Consider the following 14818-nt stretch of genomic DNA (forward strand, 5'->3'; position numbering starts at 1 on the left):
CTTTCCCTTGACGGCCCGGTTTTCGAAAGAAAATCGGGCCGCTTTCTTATGTTAAGCCAAACCGACGATATACTCATTTTGGGTGGCGATTCCGTCCGGAATGATATAAAAAACGGGCTACGAAAGAAAAACACAGGGGCGCAACTTTCGTGTCGGATATCCAACTCGATTATCGGGTTCCTTCACCCGACCTCGCGGATCATGTAACATTATTCTATAATTTTCGCGCCGACATGCCGTGGTTCGAAGATATGGAGCGGGCTGACTATGCCCAATTCCGCTTTCGCCTGAGCCCTGGCTTCGCGTGTTATTATTTCCCGAGCGGGGAGAAATATGCCCATCCGATCCATGTCGTCGGCCCCACCAGCGGCGCGACCAAGTGCCGCGTAGAAGGGCCGGTGCGGCTATTCGGGTTCGGCATCACGCCGGCTGGGTGGGCTGCGATGCTCGGCGGCGACGCGTCGGACATGCTCGACGATGCAATGGAAGTCGGGCCAAACCTGCGCCCGCGTGCCGAAGCCGCGTTTCGGGCGATCGCGAATACCGAGAATATGGACGAACGCGTGCTGATCGCGGAGGCGCTGGTCCGCGAACTCACGTGCAGGGCGACACGGGAATCGGTCAGTTTCGCGCATCAGGTGGACGCATGGCTGGAAGGCAACACGTCCCCCGACATCGATGACCTGATCGCGGTCACCGGGCTGTCGCGCCGGCAGGTCGAACGCAAGTGCAATACACTTTACGGCGCGCCGCCGAAGTTGCTGGCGCGCAAATATCGTGCGCTACGCGCGGCGGTCGCAATGTGCCGCGGCGACATCAGCTTCGATGACGCGGTCGGCCGCGGTTTCTACGACCAGTCGCACTTGATCCGTGAAGTGAAGCAATTCACTGGCCTGACGCCGAAGCAAATCCGCGATCGCCCGACCGCGCTGGCGGAGATCACGGTGCAGCAGCGGCTGGCGATGTCGGGGCTGGTGAGGCCGCTGATCACGAGTACATAATCTCCCTCTCCCATCGGGAGTGGGAAGGGTGAGGGCAGGTAATGGACCTCCCAAACCTGCCCTCACCCTTCCGCGGCTTCGCCGCTCCCTCCCTCTCCCGACGGGAGAGGGATTTAGGGAATTTAGCAGGTTGACGCAGCCCCCTCTCACGCCCACATGGCAATCGGATCGATTTGGTCTGATTTGAGAGTCGTTCGCAACAATGCGTCTTTCCAGCCTGGCCGATTATGCCGTGGTGATGATGTCCGCCGCTGCGCGCCATTGCGGCGGGGTGGGGCGTCTCAACGCGACCTGCTTGGCCGAAGAAACTGGCTTGCCGCTGCCGACCGTACAGAAATTGGTGAGCAAGCTGTCGTCTGCCGGGCTTATCGAGAGCCAGCGTGGCACTGGCGGCGGGTTCCGCCTGTCGCGCCCGCCCGCGGCGATCAGTCTGGCGGACATCGTTGAGGCGATCGAGGGGCCGATCGCGATGACCGCGTGCGTCGAACATGGCGCGCACGATTGCTGTGTCGAGGAAAGCTGCCGCGTGAAGCCGCACTGGAATGCCGTCAATGGCGCCGTCCGCGGTGTGCTGGCCGGCGTGAGCCTCGCGAGCCTGTCCGCTGCTCCTGCGCTGGAGGTTCAGGCCTGATGCTGCGCGCGGCGAAAACACTCTTCCTTCGTGGCTTCGTGTCTCCGTGCGAGTCTATTTTTCTCGCACAAAGACACAAAGGCACAAAGATTCTAGATGGCCGCTGTGCGGCCGGGGATTTCTGATGGCGACGAAGAACGCAGAGGCGCTGGCCGCCGCGAACAAGAAATATGAGTGGGGCTTCGCCTCGGACGTCGAGCAGGAGTTCGCGCCCAAGGGGCTGAGCGAAGACACCGTCCGCTACATCTCGGCCAAGAAGAACGAGCCCGAATGGATGCTCGACTGGCGGCTGAAGGCGTTCCGGCTGTGGCAGACGATGGAAGCGCCCGACTGGGCCAAACTCGACATCGCGCCGATCGATTATCAGGACGCCTATTATTACGCCGAGCCCAAGGCGAAGAAGACGATCGCGAGCCTCGACGATCTCGATCCCGAGATTCGGCGGACCTATGAGAAGCTCGGCATTCCGATCGAGGAGCAGAAGGTGCTCGCCGGGGTCGAGGGCGCGCGCAAGATCGCGGTTGACGCAGTGTTCGACAGCGTCTCGGTCGCGACGACGTTCCGCGCGGAGCTGAAGGCGGCTGGTGTCATCTTCTTGTCGATCAGCGAGGCGATCCGCGAATATCCCGAGCTGGTGAAGAAGTGGCTGGGCAAGGTAGTGCCCCAACACGACAATTATTTCGCGACGCTCAATAGCGCGGTCTTTTCCGACGGCACCTTCGTCTACGTGCCCGAGGGCGTGCGCTGCCCGATGGAGCTGTCGACCTATTTTCGCATCAATGCCGAGAATACCGGCCAGTTCGAGCGCACCCTGATCGTCGCCGACAAGGGCGCGTACGTCTCGTATCTAGAGGGCTGCACCGCGCCGATGCGCGACGAGAACCAGCTCCACGCCGCGGTGGTCGAACTAGTCGCGCTCGACGATGCCGAGATCAAATATTCGACGGTCCAGAACTGGTATCCGGGCGACGAGAATGGCCTGGGCGGGATCTACAATTTCGTCACCAAGCGCGCGCTGTGCCAGGGCAAGAACAGCAAGGTGTCGTGGACCCAGGTCGAGACCGGGTCGGCGATCACCTGGAAATATCCCAGTTGCGTGCTGGCGGGCGAGAATTCGGTCGGCGAATTCTATTCGGTCGCGGTGACCAACAACCGCCAGCAGGCCGACACCGGCACCAAGATGATCCATCTCGGCAAGGGGTCGCGCTCGACCATCGTGTCGAAGGGGATCAGCGCCGGGCGGTCGAACAATACCTATCGCGGGCTGGTGCGCGTCGCTCCGACCGCGGAAGGCGTGCGCAACTTCACCCAGTGCGACAGCCTGCTGCTCGGCTCCGAATGCGGCGCTCATACCGTGCCCTATATCGAGGTGCGCAACCCCTCGGCGCAGATCGAGCATGAAGCGACGACCTCGAAGATTAGCGAGGACCAATTGTTCTACGCGATGCAACGCGGGCTCGACCAGGAAGCGGCGGTGGCGTTGATCGTCAACGGCTTCGCGCGCGAAGTGCTGCAGCAACTGCCGATGGAATTCGCGGTCGAGGCGCAGAAGCTGCTGGGGATTTCGTTGGAGGGGAGTGTCGGATGAGCGATAATCGCGAAGCTCTGACGAAACTCTGGCTGAGCATAGATGGGATTGCCGCCGATGTTGCGGAGGCGAGAGATCAGTTTCTCTCATTCCCCGGCTTAAACAAGGCTTATGGGCATCTCGACGGGACTTATCGTCATTTGAGGACTGTCGAAGACTCTCTTCATCAATATCTTGATTGGCAGCGGAATGCCGTCAGCCAACAGGAAATAAATGATCAAATTTTCTGGATGATTACTAACGCGGCAATCGAAAACGCGAAGTTGACCGTTTCTTTGGCTGTAGATCAACTCACTTCGCAGGTTGAATAAGATGCTTAGAATAAACAATCTCCATACCGAAATAGACGGCAAGCCGATCCTCAAGGGCCTTTCGCTTAGCGTGAACGCGGGCGAAGTGCATGCGATCATGGGGCCGAACGGTGCGGGCAAGTCGACGCTGGGTTATGTGCTCGGCGGGCGGCCCGGTTATGAGGTGACCGAGGGTTCGGTGACCTTCGACGGCGAGGATTTGCTCGAAATGGCGCCGCACGAGCGTGCCGCCGCCGGGCTGTTCCTCGGCTTCCAATATCCGGTCGAGATTCCCGGCGTGTCGAACGTCCAGTTCCTGCGCGAGGCACTCAACAGCCAGCGCCGCGCGCGTGGCGAGGGGCCGTTGTCGGGCGGCGATTTCCTCAAGCTGGCGCGTGCAGAGGCGGCGACGCTGTCGATGGACGCCGAGATGCTCAAGCGCCCGGTCAATGTCGGCTTTTCGGGCGGCGAGAAGAAGCGCAACGAGATGGTGCAGATGGGGATCATCGCGCCCAGGCTGGCGATCCTCGACGAAACCGACAGCGGGCTCGACATCGACGCGCTGCGCGTCGTCGGCGACGGCATCAACCGCATCATGCGCGCGCCCGATAAGGCAGTGGTGCTGATCACGCATTATCAGCGGCTGCTCGATTATGTGAAGCCCGACTTCGTCCACGTGCTTGAGGGCGGCCGGATCACGCGGACGGGCGGGGCTGAACTCGCACTTGAACTCGAGCGCGAAGGCTATGGGGCGGTGGCGGCATGACAAAGCTCCGCGGCGCAGGCGCCTCTACGTTTTTGATCGCACAAAGACACCAAGCCACGAAGAAGGTGAGTGCGCTTCGCGCCTTTGTGTCTTCGTGCGAGTCAAATTCATGACGTTGCTCGCTCTTCCCACCCGCCGCGATGAGGCATGGCGCTATAGCGACCTCGACGCGCTGGCCGAGGCATGGCCGCTCAATCCGCCCGAGGCGATCCGCGTCGCCGCCGGCGAGGAGATTGCGCGTGTCGTGGTGCAGGATTCGCCGCCCGGATCGGTGGCGATCAAGGAGATCGCGATCGTGCTCGAAAAGGGCGCGCGGGCGACCTTCCACGTGCTCAATATCGGCGGCAAGCTCGGGCGCGTATCGATCGACGTGACCTTGCACGACGGCGCACATTTCGAGCTCGGTGCGGCGATGCTCGGCGGTGGTGAGCAGACGCTGGAGATCGTCACCACACTCAACCATATCGAGCCCAACGCGACCTCGAACCAGGTCGTGCGCTCGGTACTCGGCGGCAAGGCGACCGGCAGCTATCTCGGCAAGGTCGCGGTCGCCCGCGATGCGCAGAAGACCGATGCCAGTCAGTCGGTGAAGGCGATGCTGCTCGCGCGGACCGCGACCGCCAACGCCAAGCCCGAGCTGGAGATTTTCGCCGACGACGTGAAGTGCGCGCATGGCGCGACGGTAGGCGAGTTGGACGGACAAGCGCTGTTCTATCTCGAAAGCCGCGGGATCGCGCCGGCCGATGCGAAGAAGCTGTTGTTGAGGGCATTCGTCGGCAGCGTGTTCGACGATATCGCCGACGAAGGCGAACGGATGCGGGTCGAAGCAGCGGCGCGGACTGCGCTGGAGCGGATGCTTGATAGCTCCCTCTCCCAGCGGGAGAGGGAAGGGGCCCGCTCGGCGCAGCCGAGTGGGAAGGGTGAGGGCAGGTGATGGACGCTCAGGCCTGCCCTCACCCTTCCGCGCCTTCGGCGCTCCCTCCCTCTCCCGACGGGAGAGGGAATCTAGCGCCCCTCGACGTCGTCGCGGACTTCCCTGCCATTCCGGCGGGCTGGCATTATCTCGACAGCGCCGTCTCAGCGCAGAAACCGCGCATGGTGATCGACGCGATCGAGCGCGGGTACGCCCAGGACTATGCCGCGGTGCATCGCGGCGTGTATCAGCGCTCGGCCGACATGACGCTCGCCTATGAAGCGGCGCGCAAGCGGGTCGCGGAGTTCATCAACGGCAAGCCCGAGGAAATCGTCTTCGTCCGCGGCGCGACCGAGGCGATCAATCTGGTCGCGCACAGCTGGGCGGGCGAGCAGCTCAAGGCGGGCGACCGCATCCTGTTGTCGGTGCTCGAACACCATTCCAACATCGTGCCGTGGCAGCTCGTCGCCGAGCGGATCGGGGTCGAGATCGACGCCGTGCCGCTGACCGCCGACGGCCGAATCGATCTCGAGGCGATGGCGGCGATGATCACGCCGGCGCACAAGCTGGTCGCGCTCGGGCATGTCTCGAACGTGCTGGGATCGGTGCTCGATGCCAAGCGCGCGACCGAGATTGCGCATTCGGTGGGCGCCAAGATTCTGCTCGACGGCTGCCAGGCAGTGCCGCGCATGCCGGTCGACGTTGCGGACATCGGCTGCGATTTCTACGTCTTTTCCGGCCACAAGCTCTACGGGCCGACCGGGATCGGCGTATTGTGGGGCCGCTATGATCTGCTCGACGCGATGCCGCCGTACCAAGGTGGCGGGTCGATGATCGATCGCGTCACCTTCGCCAAGACGACCTACGCCCCCGCACCAGGGCGGTTCGAGGCGGGGACGCCGCATATCGTCGGTGTGATCGGGCTGCACGCGGCGATCGATTATGTCGAGAGCGTTGGCCTCGAGCGCATCCATGCCCACGAAACAGCGCTGGTCGCGGCCGCGCGCGAGCGGTTGTCGCGGATCAATTCGGTACGGCTGTTCGGTCCGGAAGACTCCGCCGGCATCGTCAGTTTCGCGGTGGAGGGGGTGCATCCGCACGACGTCGCCACCATCTTGGACGAGAGCAAGGTGGCGATCCGTGCCGGGCATCATTGCGCGCAGCCGTTGATGGAGGCGCTGGGCGTGCCGGCGACGGCGCGGGCGAGCTTCGGCGTCTATTCGTCGGTGGCCGACGTCGAGGCGCTAGGCGAAGCAGTCGAACGTGTGACGCGGATTTTTGGGTAGGAATCTTCGGATGAACGAAGAACGGAAGATCGAAGTGGACGAAGTGACATCGGTGGAAGCGCCGCCCAAGGCGCGCGTCGAGGCGCCGGCCGAGACGTTCGAGCGGAAACGCGACTATCTCGCCGGGTTCCTGTCGCAAAAGCCCGAACCGCTGTCCGGCGGCGAGCCGGGTGGTGCGCTGTACGAGGCGGTGGTCGATGCGCTCAAGGAAATTTACGACCCGGAAATTCCGGTCAATATCTACGACCTCGGGCTGATCTATAATGTCGAAGTGACCAACGAGGGTCATGCCGCGGTCACGATGACCTTGACCACGCCGCATTGTCCGGTCGCGGAATCGATGCCGGCCGAAGTCGAACTGCGGGTCGGCAGCGTGCCGGGAGTCGCGGTCGCCGATGTCAATCTGGTCTGGGACCCGCCCTGGGATCCGCAAAAGATGTCCGACGACGCGAAATTGGAACTGGGAATGCTGTAATTATTCCCCTCCCGCTCGCGGGAGGGGCTAGGGGAGGGCATGTTGTCCTAGAGCGGTGACAAGCCCTCCCCCGACCCCTCCATGAACGGGAGGGGAGAGAAGGAGTGAAGACGTGGCGACGACCCTGAGGCAGCGCCCCGCTGCCGTGATACTGACCGAACGCGCCGAGGCGCGGGTGGCCGAGTTGATGTCGAAGGCGCCGGAGGGCGCGATCGGCGTGAAGCTGTCGACGCCGAAGCGTGGCTGTTCAGGGCTGGCCTATTCGGTCGACTATGTCACCACCGCCAACCCGATGGACGAGCGGATCGAAACGCCTGGCGGCACCTTCTTCGTCGATGGCGCGTCGGTGCTCTATCTGATCGGCTCGACGATGGACTGGGTCGAGGACGATTTCGCCGCCGGTTTCGTGTTCGAGAATCCGAATGCCAAGGGCGCTTGCGGGTGCGGGGAGAGCTTTACGGTTTGAGACCCGGCGTTTAGCGGGCCAGCAACCAAAAAGTCAGGGCGACGAGCCCGAGCAGACCAAAGATCGTCAGAAGCACGCGCAGCCAGCCCGCCTCGCGGTCATAGGGCGAGATCATCCAACTCAATAGTTCGGCTAAGCCCTCGCCGATCTCGTGCATCTCAGCTTCCCGAGCGCAACAACAACGCCGTCCGCAAGCACTCGCACACCACCTCGTCGCGCTGGTTGAGCATGCGGTGTTTCCACGTCACCAGGCCGGCGTTCGGCCGCGACTTGCTGTCGCGCAATTCGGTCACTTCGCTGGTCGCGTGCAGCGTGTCACCGATGAATACCGGCTTGGGCATGACCAATTTGTCGTAGCCCAGGTTTGCGACCAGCGTGCCCATCGTCGTCTCCGCGACGGTGATCCCGACCATCAGGCTGAACGTGAAAGTGCCGTTGACCAGGATGCGGCCGAACTCGCTCGCCTTGGCCGCCTCGGCGTCGAGATGAAGCGGCTGGGGGTTGTGGGTCATGGTCGACCACAGCAGATTGTCGGTCTCGGTCACCGTGCGGCGGAGCGGATGCTCGATCGTCTCGCCGATCTGCCATTCGTCGAAATATTTGCCCGGCATCAGTCGCCTTTCGTCAGCATGAGCTTGAACCCGCTATGGCTCTTTTTCCAGCCGAGCCGTTCGTAGAAACGATGCGCGGCGACGCGGTCGTTGTTCGACGTCAATTGCGCCATGAAGCAGCCGCGCTCGCGGAAGCGCTCGACCGCCCAGGTGATCATCGTCGCGCCGAGGCCCAGCGAGCGCTTGTCTTTAGCGATCCTCACCGCCTCGATCTGGCCGCGCCAGGCGCCGCGATTGATCAGGCCGGGAAGCCAGCTCAATTGCATCGTGCCGACAATGGCGCCGTCCAATTCGGCGACGATCAGGCGCTGGTTGGGATCGCGATCGATCGCCTCGAACGCGGCGAGATAGGCGGGATCGAGCGGCTCGGACGGGTCGTCGGCGCGGCCGCCGATCTGCTCCTCGGCAAGCATCGCGACGATCGTCGGCAGATCGGCGGGAGTTGCATCGCGAAACATCATGGCGCTCAGGCGTTACGCCATTCCAATCGACCGAGGCAGGGTGAAAATGCTGTCCGGGCGTCATGCTGCGCAGCATAGGCAAATGGTGGACGTCCTTCCGTTCGCTCGGCTAGAAAAGGATCGTTGTTCGATCCCAGGGACTTGATGAGCGTATGAGCGTGGATATCGACAGCCCCTATCCGGTCAGCGGCGACCAGGTCGCGCGGTTCGCCCGCGATGGCTTCATCCGGCTGAAGAACGTGTTCGATGCCGAGACGCTCGATCATTATGGGCGTGCGATCACCGGGCAGACCATTGCGCTCAACACCCAGACGCTGCCGCTCGAAGAACGCTCGACCTATGACAGAGCGTTCCTCCAGGTGATGAACCTGTGGGAGCAAGGCGGGCTGCCGCGCGAATTCGTGTTCGGCAGGCGGCTGGCGGGAATTGCTGCGGCATTGCTGCAGGTCGAGGGCGTCCGGCTCTATCACGACCAGTCGCTCTACAAGGAACCGGGCGGCGGCATCACGCCGGCGCATGCCGATCAATATTATTGGCCGGTGGCGAGTGATCGCACGATCACCGCTTGGGTACCGCTTCAGGCCGTGCCGCAGGACATGGGACCGCTCGCCTTCTTCTCGGGCAGCCAGCATGTCGAGTTCGGGCGCGACCTCGGCATTTCGGACGAGAGCGAGGCGAAGATCACCGCCGACATGGAGCATCACGGCTTCCCGATCGTCGACGGGCCGTTCGAGCTGGGCGAGGTCAGCTTTCATCTCGGCTGGACCTTTCACCGTGCCGGGCCGAACCGGTCACACAATCCGCGCTCGGTGATGACGGTGATCTACATGGACCGCGACATGGTGCTGAAGGCGCCCGAGAACATGCAGCAACAGGACGACTGGGATCGCTGGTGCCCGGGCGCAGCCGTGGGGCAGGTGATCGACACCCCGCTCAATCCCGTTCTGTTCGAGGCGTGATCCGCGCGATCGGCCTGGCGTTCGCGGCGCTACTGCTCGCGGCGCCGGCCAAGGCGGCACCGCCGGAAAAGACAACCTCGGCGGCGATGCGCGATGAGGTGATCTACCACATCTTCTTCCGCAGCTTTCGCGATTCGAACGGCGACCGGATCGGTGACCTCAAGGGCCTGACCGCAAGCCTCGGCGATCTCAAGGCGCTCGGCGTCACGTCGCTGCTGCTCACCCCGCTCCAGCCGTCGCCTTATTATCACAATTACTTCGCGACCGATTTCGAGGGCATCGACCCAGCTTATGGCACGATGGCCGACTATTTCGCCTTCATCCGCGCGGCGCATTCGCTCGGCCTGCGCGTCTATCTCGACGAGGAATTCCAGTACGTCGCGGAAGGACATCCGTGGCTGACCAGCTCGCGCGGTCGCCCGGGGGCGAAGTTCGGGCCTTACATCCTCTACGATCGGCCGAAGAGCAACGAAGAGCCCGAGCCGTTCCTCGGCGTGCCCGCCTGGCCAGGCTATGACGGGCGCTGGACCGGCATCTCGATGGTCAATCTGAAGTCGCCGACGGTGCGCGGCTATTTCACGCGGCTGCTGGTCCATTGGATCGATCCGCATGGCGACGGCTCGCTGCGCGATGGCGTCGACGGCTTCCGCATCGACCATATGATGGACGATCTCGACAACAAGCATCGCCTGACCAATTTGTTTGCCGATTTCTGGGAGCCGATCTTCACCGCGATCCGCGCGCGCAATCCGTCGGTGCGGATCATCGCCGAGCAGTCCGATTGGGGCGCGGGCGATGCCTGGCTGACCAAGGGCGGCACCGACATGGTGTTCGCCTTCCCGCTGCGCTTCGCGCTCGAGAAGATGGACAAGGTGGCGATCGTCAAGGCGCTGGGCGAGAGCGGGGAGGCGCCCGCGGGCAAGAGCCGCATCCTGTTTCTCGAGAATCATGACATGGACCGTTTCATGTCGGTGGTCGGCGGCGACCAGCGCAAGGCGCGGATCGGCGCGGCAATGACCTTGCTGATGCGCGGCACGCCGTCGATCTATTACGGCCAGGAACTGGGCATGCGCGGCCGGATCGATCCCAGGGTCAAGAGCGACGGCGCGCATATCGGCTTGCGCGAGGCCTATCGCTGGAGCGCCGACCTCGACGCGCCGGGGTCGGCGACCTGGTATCGCGGGAACGCTACCGCTTGGGGTAACCGCTTCAACCGCAGCAACGACGGTGTGTCGCTCGCCGAAGAGCGGGACAAGTCGGACTCGCTCTACACCTTCTACCGCACGCTGTTGGCATTGCGCGCGGCGCGGCCCGAACTGCGCCAGGGGGATCAGCGATTGCTGTGCGACGATGGTTCGGCCGCGGTGTGCGTGCTGCGCAGCATGGACGGTCGCAAGGTGCTTGTCCTGGCCAATAGCGGCGCGGCTGCGGTACGTCCGGCCTTGCCGGCGATGGGGCAGGGGTGGGTCGACTTGCTCGGCGGCAATCGTGCGGCCCATCCCGCGACGATCGAGCTGCCGCCCTACGGCTTGCGGGTGCTGGGCACGCGCTGACCGGGCAAGCCGCGGCTTCGCCTCAATGGAAATCGCGCGACTTGGGCAGGATGCGTACGTTGCGTGGATGGCGGCCATGCGCGTCGGCGGTATAGCGCGGGTCGGGGGACAGTTCGAAGTCCACGTGGGCGGTTGGCGGCGGCGCGACATGATCTTCGGACAATCGGGCGAGGTCGGCGGTACGATCGATCACGCGTGCGCCGATCAAATGGACGACGCTGCCCTCGCTTGGTGCGCTGCGCTGGACCTCGCCCTCGATCGTCATCAGCCGCGATCCCATCACTTGCAACCGCTGCGTTTCGAACACGCGCGCCCATAACAAAGCGTTGGTGATGCCGGTCTCGTCCTCCAGCGTGATGAAGATGGCATTGCCGGTCCCGGGGCGCTGGCGGACCAGCACGACGCCGGCGACGGTAGCGCGCGATCCGTTGCGTGCCTTGCTCACTTCCGCGCAGCTCAGCACGCCTTCCGACCTGAACATCGGCCGCAGGAATTGCATCGGATGGCCCTTGAGCGACAGGCGGGTGAGTTCGTAATCGGCGACGACTTCCTCGCTGAGCGGCATGGCCGGCAGCGCGGCATCCTCTTCCGTACCCAGTTCGCGTGCGCTGGCCGCGGCGAATAGCGGCAGTTCGTCCGACGGGGTGCGGCGCACTTCCCACAAGGCGTCGCGCCGACCCTGGCCGATCGATCCCCAGGCATCGGCGTCGGCCAATAGCCGCAAGGCGCGCGAGGGTAGGCGTGCGCGACGGGCGAGTTCCTCGATCGACGTGAAAGGTGCCGCGGCACGCGCCTCGACCAGCCGTTCGGCCCATTCCTCGCGGAAACCATCGACCTGGCGGAACCCCAATCGCAGCGCGAGATCCTGTCCGTCGCGCTCCAGGCTATTGTCCCAGCCGCTCGCATTGATGTCGATCGGCCGCACCGCGACACCATGCTTTTCCTGCACGTCGCGGACGATCTGCGCCGGCGCGTAAAATCCCATCGGCTGCGAGTTGAGCAGCGCGCAGGCGAATACCGCCGGGTGGAAGCATTTGAGCCAGGCCGAGACATAGACCAGGCGCGCGAACGCCAGCGCGTGGCTTTCGGGAAAGCCATAGCTGCCGAACCCCTTGATCTGATCATAGCAGCGCTGCGCGAAGTCGCGCTCGTAACCGCGCTTCACCATGCCTTCGACCATCTTGGTCTCGAAGTGATGGATCGTGCCGACATTGCGAAACGTCGCCATCGCGCGGCGCAGACGATTGGCGTCCTCCGGCGAGAATTTGGCGGCGACGATCGCCAGCTTCATCGCCTGTTCCTGGAACAGCGGCACGCCCATCGTCTTGCCGAGCACTTCTTCCAACTCGTCGGGGCGGCCGAAGCGCGGTGACGGGGCGGGGAAGTCGACTTTCTCCTTGCCCGACCGGCGGCGGAGATAGGGATGGACCATATTGCCCTGGATCGGCCCCGGTCGGACGATCGCGACCTGCACCACCAGATCGTAGAAGATGCGGGGCTTGAGACGCGGCAACATGCTCATCTGCGCGCGGCTTTCGACCTGGAACAGGCCCAGGCTATTGCCCTCGCACAGCATGTCATAGACTGCCGGCACCTCGCCCGGGATGGTATCGAGCGTGTGCCGCTCGCCGCCGGTCGCCTCGATCAGGTCGAACGCCTTCTTGATGCAGGTCAGCATGCCGAGCGCGAGCACGTCGACCTTCATCAATTGCAGCGCGTCGATATCGTCCTTGTCCCATTCGATGAAGGTGCGGTCCTCCATCGCTGCATTATGGATCGGCACCGTCTCGTCGAGCCGGTCCTGGGTCAGCACGAACCCGCCGACATGCTGCGACAGATGGCGGGGAAATTCGAGCAATTGGTCGACCAGCGACTTCAATCGCACGATATCGGGATTGGCCAGGTCGAACCCGGACTGCGACACGCGCTCTTCCTCGAAATGGCTCGAATAGCTGCCCCAGACGGTGCTCGCGAGGCGTGAGGTGACGTCCTCGGTCATGCCCAGCGCCTTGCCGACCTCGCGCACCGTGCTGCGCGATCGGTAATGGATCACCGTCGCGGCGATCGCGGCACGATGACGGCCGTAGCGACGATAGACATATTGCATCACTTCTTCGCGCCGCTCGTGCTCGAAATCGACATCGATATCGGGAGGCTCGTCGCGCTCGGCCGAGACGAAGCGCGAGAACAGCAGATCGTGCTGCATCGGATCGACCGAGGTCACGCCGAGCAGGAAGCACACCACCGAATTCGCCGCCGATCCGCGCCCCTGGCACAGGATCGGCGGGTCGCAGCTCCGCGCGAAATTGACGATGTCGTGAACGGTCAGGAAATAGGGGGCATAACCACGCTCGCGGATCAGCCAGAATTCCTCGTAGAGGAGCGCATAGAGCTTGTCGGGGACGCGATAGTCGTAGCGTTCGAGCGCGGTTTGCCAGACGAGGTGCTCGAGCCATTCCTGTGCGTCCCAGCCTGCGGGCACGGGCTCGTGGGGATAATCGTAGCTCAATTGATCGAGCGTGAAGCCGATGCGCGAGAGCAGGATGCCGGTTTCCGCCACCGCTTCGGGATAGTCGCGAAACAGCCGCGCCATTTCCTCCGGCGGCTTGAGATGACGTTCGGCATTGGCTTCGAGCAGCTTGCCCGCGGCCTTCACATGCGTGCCCTTGCGGATGCAGGTGACGACATCGTGCAGCGGGCGTTGCTTGAGGGTGGCGTAGAGCGCGTCGTTGGTTGCGAGCAGCGGGACGCGCGCGGCGCGGGCAATAGCGGCGAGCTTGGCGAGACGGCGCTTGTCGCGGCCGGCGCGAGGCATTGAGGCGCCGAGCCATAAACGGTCACCGACGACGCGTTTGAGACGGGAAAGCGTGCCCTCAAGCGACCCGTCACCCCGGCCTTGTGCCGGGGTCCACTCCACCACTTGGCCTGGGGTTTGCGGCTCTGTGGATGCCGGCACAAGGCCGGCATGACGAGGGAGGAAAGGGACGACATTGGTCGTTTCCACCTCATCCTCGCCTAGTCGCAGGAAACCACGATCCTGATCCTGGTCGATCCGCCTTTTTTCCGGCAGCGCCTCATTCTCCTCCTCGTCGAAGCTGCTCTCGGGCAGCACGATCAGCATCAGATCCTGATGATGCGCGATCAGGTCGCCGATCCCGATCAAACAGCCGCCCTTGGTCGCGCGGCGATTGCCGAGCGACAACAACCGGGTCAGCCGGCCCCAGCCATATCGCGTCGCGGGATAGGCGACGATGTCGGGCGTGCCGTCGGCAAAGACCAGCCGCGCTCCGACGATCAGGCGGAAATCGGGAGCGGGAGAGGGCAGATCGGGCAGGTCGGGAAAGTCTTCCCACGGCCGGTCGGCCTCATGCCGCGCCTTGGCTTTGGCCCAGGCGGGGTTCCATTGCTCGCGCGCTTGCCTCAGCGCAACATGCGCGCGGACCACGCCGGCGACCGTGTTGCGGTCGGCGATACCGATGGCGCGCATGCCCAGCGCAATCGCCTCGGCGACCATGTCGCTCGGGTGCGACGCGCCGCGCAGGAACGAGAAGTTGGTCGCGGCGACGAGCTCGGCGAAGTGGACAGGCTCAGCCATACCGGTCCGCCGGTCTGGAATTTTGCTCGCACGAAGACACGAAGGCGCGAAGAAGAAGGAATACGTTCGCGCAGAGGCGCAGAGGTCGCGGAGATAAAAATCGAGCCGCGGGAGCGGCTCCGTCGTCGCTAATGGCAAAGGGGAATGAAGGTCTCGCTGACGCGAGACTGGGGCAATGCTCTACGTCTCTGCACGAACAAAATTTCTTCGTGGCTTCGTGTCT

The 14818-nt window shown here is 63.7% G+C and carries 15 protein-coding genes; 11 read left to right on the forward strand and 4 right to left on the reverse strand.

What is annotated here, in order from left to right:
• The first annotated feature begins 149 nt into the window (after positions 1–149).
• The 9 genes from AC1DQQ_RS05810 (at position 150) to AC1DQQ_RS05850 (ending at position 7416) form a co-directional block, all read left to right on the forward strand.
• Positions 150–1001, forward strand: a complete 852-nt coding sequence (locus AC1DQQ_RS05810) for a helix-turn-helix domain-containing protein (RefSeq protein WP_478032665.1) — start codon at positions 150–152, stop codon at positions 999–1001.
• A 202-nt stretch (positions 1002–1203) separates the two neighbouring features.
• Positions 1204–1632 carry an SUF system Fe-S cluster assembly regulator gene (locus AC1DQQ_RS05815; RefSeq protein ID WP_478042976.1) on the forward strand — a complete coding sequence of 143 codons (429 nt, stop codon included), beginning with the start codon at positions 1204–1206 and terminating at the stop codon, positions 1630–1632.
• A 124-nt stretch (positions 1633–1756) separates the two neighbouring features.
• The gene (gene sufB, locus AC1DQQ_RS05820) at positions 1757–3220 is read left to right on the forward strand and encodes a Fe-S cluster assembly protein SufB (protein WP_478032667.1); all 1464 of its coding nucleotides are present in this window, start codon (positions 1757–1759) and stop codon (positions 3218–3220) included.
• A complete protein-coding gene (locus AC1DQQ_RS05825; RefSeq protein WP_478044547.1) occupies positions 3217–3531 on the forward strand; it encodes a hypothetical protein in 315 nt (104 codons plus the stop codon). Before sufB ends, AC1DQQ_RS05825 begins: the two co-directional genes overlap by 4 nt.
• A gap of 1 nt (position 3532) precedes the next feature.
• Positions 3533–4276 carry a Fe-S cluster assembly ATPase SufC gene (sufC, locus tag AC1DQQ_RS05830; RefSeq protein WP_478044548.1) on the forward strand — a complete coding sequence of 248 codons (744 nt, stop codon included), beginning with the start codon at positions 3533–3535 and terminating at the stop codon, positions 4274–4276.
• 109 nt (positions 4277–4385) lie between these two features.
• A complete protein-coding gene (locus tag AC1DQQ_RS05835; RefSeq protein ID WP_478044549.1) occupies positions 4386–5210 on the forward strand; it encodes a SufD family Fe-S cluster assembly protein in 825 nt (274 codons plus the stop codon).
• A 107-nt stretch (positions 5211–5317) separates the two neighbouring features.
• Positions 5318–6475, forward strand: coding sequence for a cysteine desulfurase (locus AC1DQQ_RS05840; RefSeq protein ID WP_478044811.1), 1158 nt, complete (start codon positions 5318–5320; stop codon positions 6473–6475).
• Positions 6476–6485: 10 nt separating this feature from the next.
• Positions 6486–6950 (forward strand): SUF system Fe-S cluster assembly protein, encoded by a 465-nt coding sequence (locus AC1DQQ_RS05845; RefSeq protein WP_478032674.1) that lies wholly within the window; start codon positions 6486–6488, stop codon positions 6948–6950.
• Between the two features lie 112 nt (positions 6951–7062).
• A complete protein-coding gene (locus AC1DQQ_RS05850; RefSeq protein WP_478044551.1) occupies positions 7063–7416 on the forward strand; it encodes a HesB/IscA family protein in 354 nt (117 codons plus the stop codon).
• Between the two features lie 10 nt (positions 7417–7426).
• Here the strand turns inward: AC1DQQ_RS05850 and AC1DQQ_RS05855 are convergent, their stop codons facing one another.
• The 3 genes from AC1DQQ_RS05855 to AC1DQQ_RS05865 are packed head-to-tail and all read right to left on the reverse strand — an operon-like array spanning position 7427 to position 8488.
• On the reverse strand, positions 7427–7573 hold the full coding sequence (locus AC1DQQ_RS05855; protein ID WP_478044552.1) for a hypothetical protein: 147 nt from the start codon (positions 7571–7573) through the stop codon (positions 7427–7429).
• Between the two features lies 1 nt (position 7574).
• On the reverse strand, positions 7575–8027 hold the full coding sequence (locus AC1DQQ_RS05860; protein ID WP_478044554.1) for a MaoC family dehydratase: 453 nt from the start codon (positions 8025–8027) through the stop codon (positions 7575–7577).
• Positions 8027–8488 carry an N-acetyltransferase family protein gene (locus AC1DQQ_RS05865; protein WP_478043665.1) on the reverse strand — a complete coding sequence of 154 codons (462 nt, stop codon included), beginning with the start codon at positions 8486–8488 and terminating at the stop codon, positions 8027–8029. The genes AC1DQQ_RS05860 and AC1DQQ_RS05865 overlap by 1 nt, the downstream gene beginning before the upstream one ends.
• 152 nt (positions 8489–8640) lie before the next feature.
• On the opposite strand from AC1DQQ_RS05865, the gene AC1DQQ_RS05870 reads away from it, so the two are divergent.
• On the forward strand, positions 8641–9447 hold the full coding sequence (locus AC1DQQ_RS05870; RefSeq protein WP_478041884.1) for a phytanoyl-CoA dioxygenase family protein: 807 nt from the start codon (positions 8641–8643) through the stop codon (positions 9445–9447).
• Complete coding sequence (locus AC1DQQ_RS05875) at positions 9444–11000, forward strand: alpha-amylase family glycosyl hydrolase (protein ID WP_478041883.1); 1557 nt, start codon at positions 9444–9446, stop codon at positions 10998–11000. The genes AC1DQQ_RS05870 and AC1DQQ_RS05875 overlap by 4 nt, the downstream gene beginning before the upstream one ends.
• A gap of 22 nt (positions 11001–11022) precedes the next feature.
• Here AC1DQQ_RS05875 and AC1DQQ_RS05880 read toward each other — a convergent pair whose 3' ends face one another.
• A complete protein-coding gene (locus AC1DQQ_RS05880) occupies positions 11023–14595 on the reverse strand; it encodes an error-prone DNA polymerase (protein ID WP_478044555.1) in 3573 nt (1190 codons plus the stop codon).
• Positions 14596–14818: the final 223 nt, after the last annotated feature.

This window comes from Sphingomonas sp. P4_G3 (genome assembly GCF_056401105.1).

Coding starts and splice junctions, on each gene's coding strand:
- AC1DQQ_RS05815 (WP_478042976.1), top strand. CDS start 1,204: ATGCGTCTTTCCAGCCTGGCCGATTATGCCGTGGTGATGATGTCCGCC.
- sufB (WP_478032667.1), top strand. CDS start 1,757: ATGGCGACGAAGAACGCAGAGGCGCTGGCCGCCGCGAACAAGAAATAT.
- AC1DQQ_RS05825 (WP_478044547.1), top strand. CDS start 3,217: ATGAGCGATAATCGCGAAGCTCTGACGAAACTCTGGCTGAGCATAGAT.
- sufC (WP_478044548.1), top strand. CDS start 3,533: ATGCTTAGAATAAACAATCTCCATACCGAAATAGACGGCAAGCCGATC.
- AC1DQQ_RS05835 (WP_478044549.1), top strand. CDS start 4,386: ATGACGTTGCTCGCTCTTCCCACCCGCCGCGATGAGGCATGGCGCTAT.
- AC1DQQ_RS05845 (WP_478032674.1), top strand. CDS start 6,486: ATGAACGAAGAACGGAAGATCGAAGTGGACGAAGTGACATCGGTGGAA.
- AC1DQQ_RS05855 (WP_478044552.1), bottom strand. CDS start 7,573: ATGCACGAGATCGGCGAGGGCTTAGCCGAACTATTGAGTTGGATGATC.
- AC1DQQ_RS05860 (WP_478044554.1), bottom strand. CDS start 8,027: ATGCCGGGCAAATATTTCGACGAATGGCAGATCGGCGAGACGATCGAG.
- AC1DQQ_RS05865 (WP_478043665.1), bottom strand. CDS start 8,488: ATGATGTTTCGCGATGCAACTCCCGCCGATCTGCCGACGATCGTCGCG.
- AC1DQQ_RS05870 (WP_478041884.1), top strand. CDS start 8,641: ATGAGCGTGGATATCGACAGCCCCTATCCGGTCAGCGGCGACCAGGTC.
- AC1DQQ_RS05880 (WP_478044555.1), bottom strand. CDS start 14,595: ATGGCTGAGCCTGTCCACTTCGCCGAGCTCGTCGCCGCGACCAACTTC.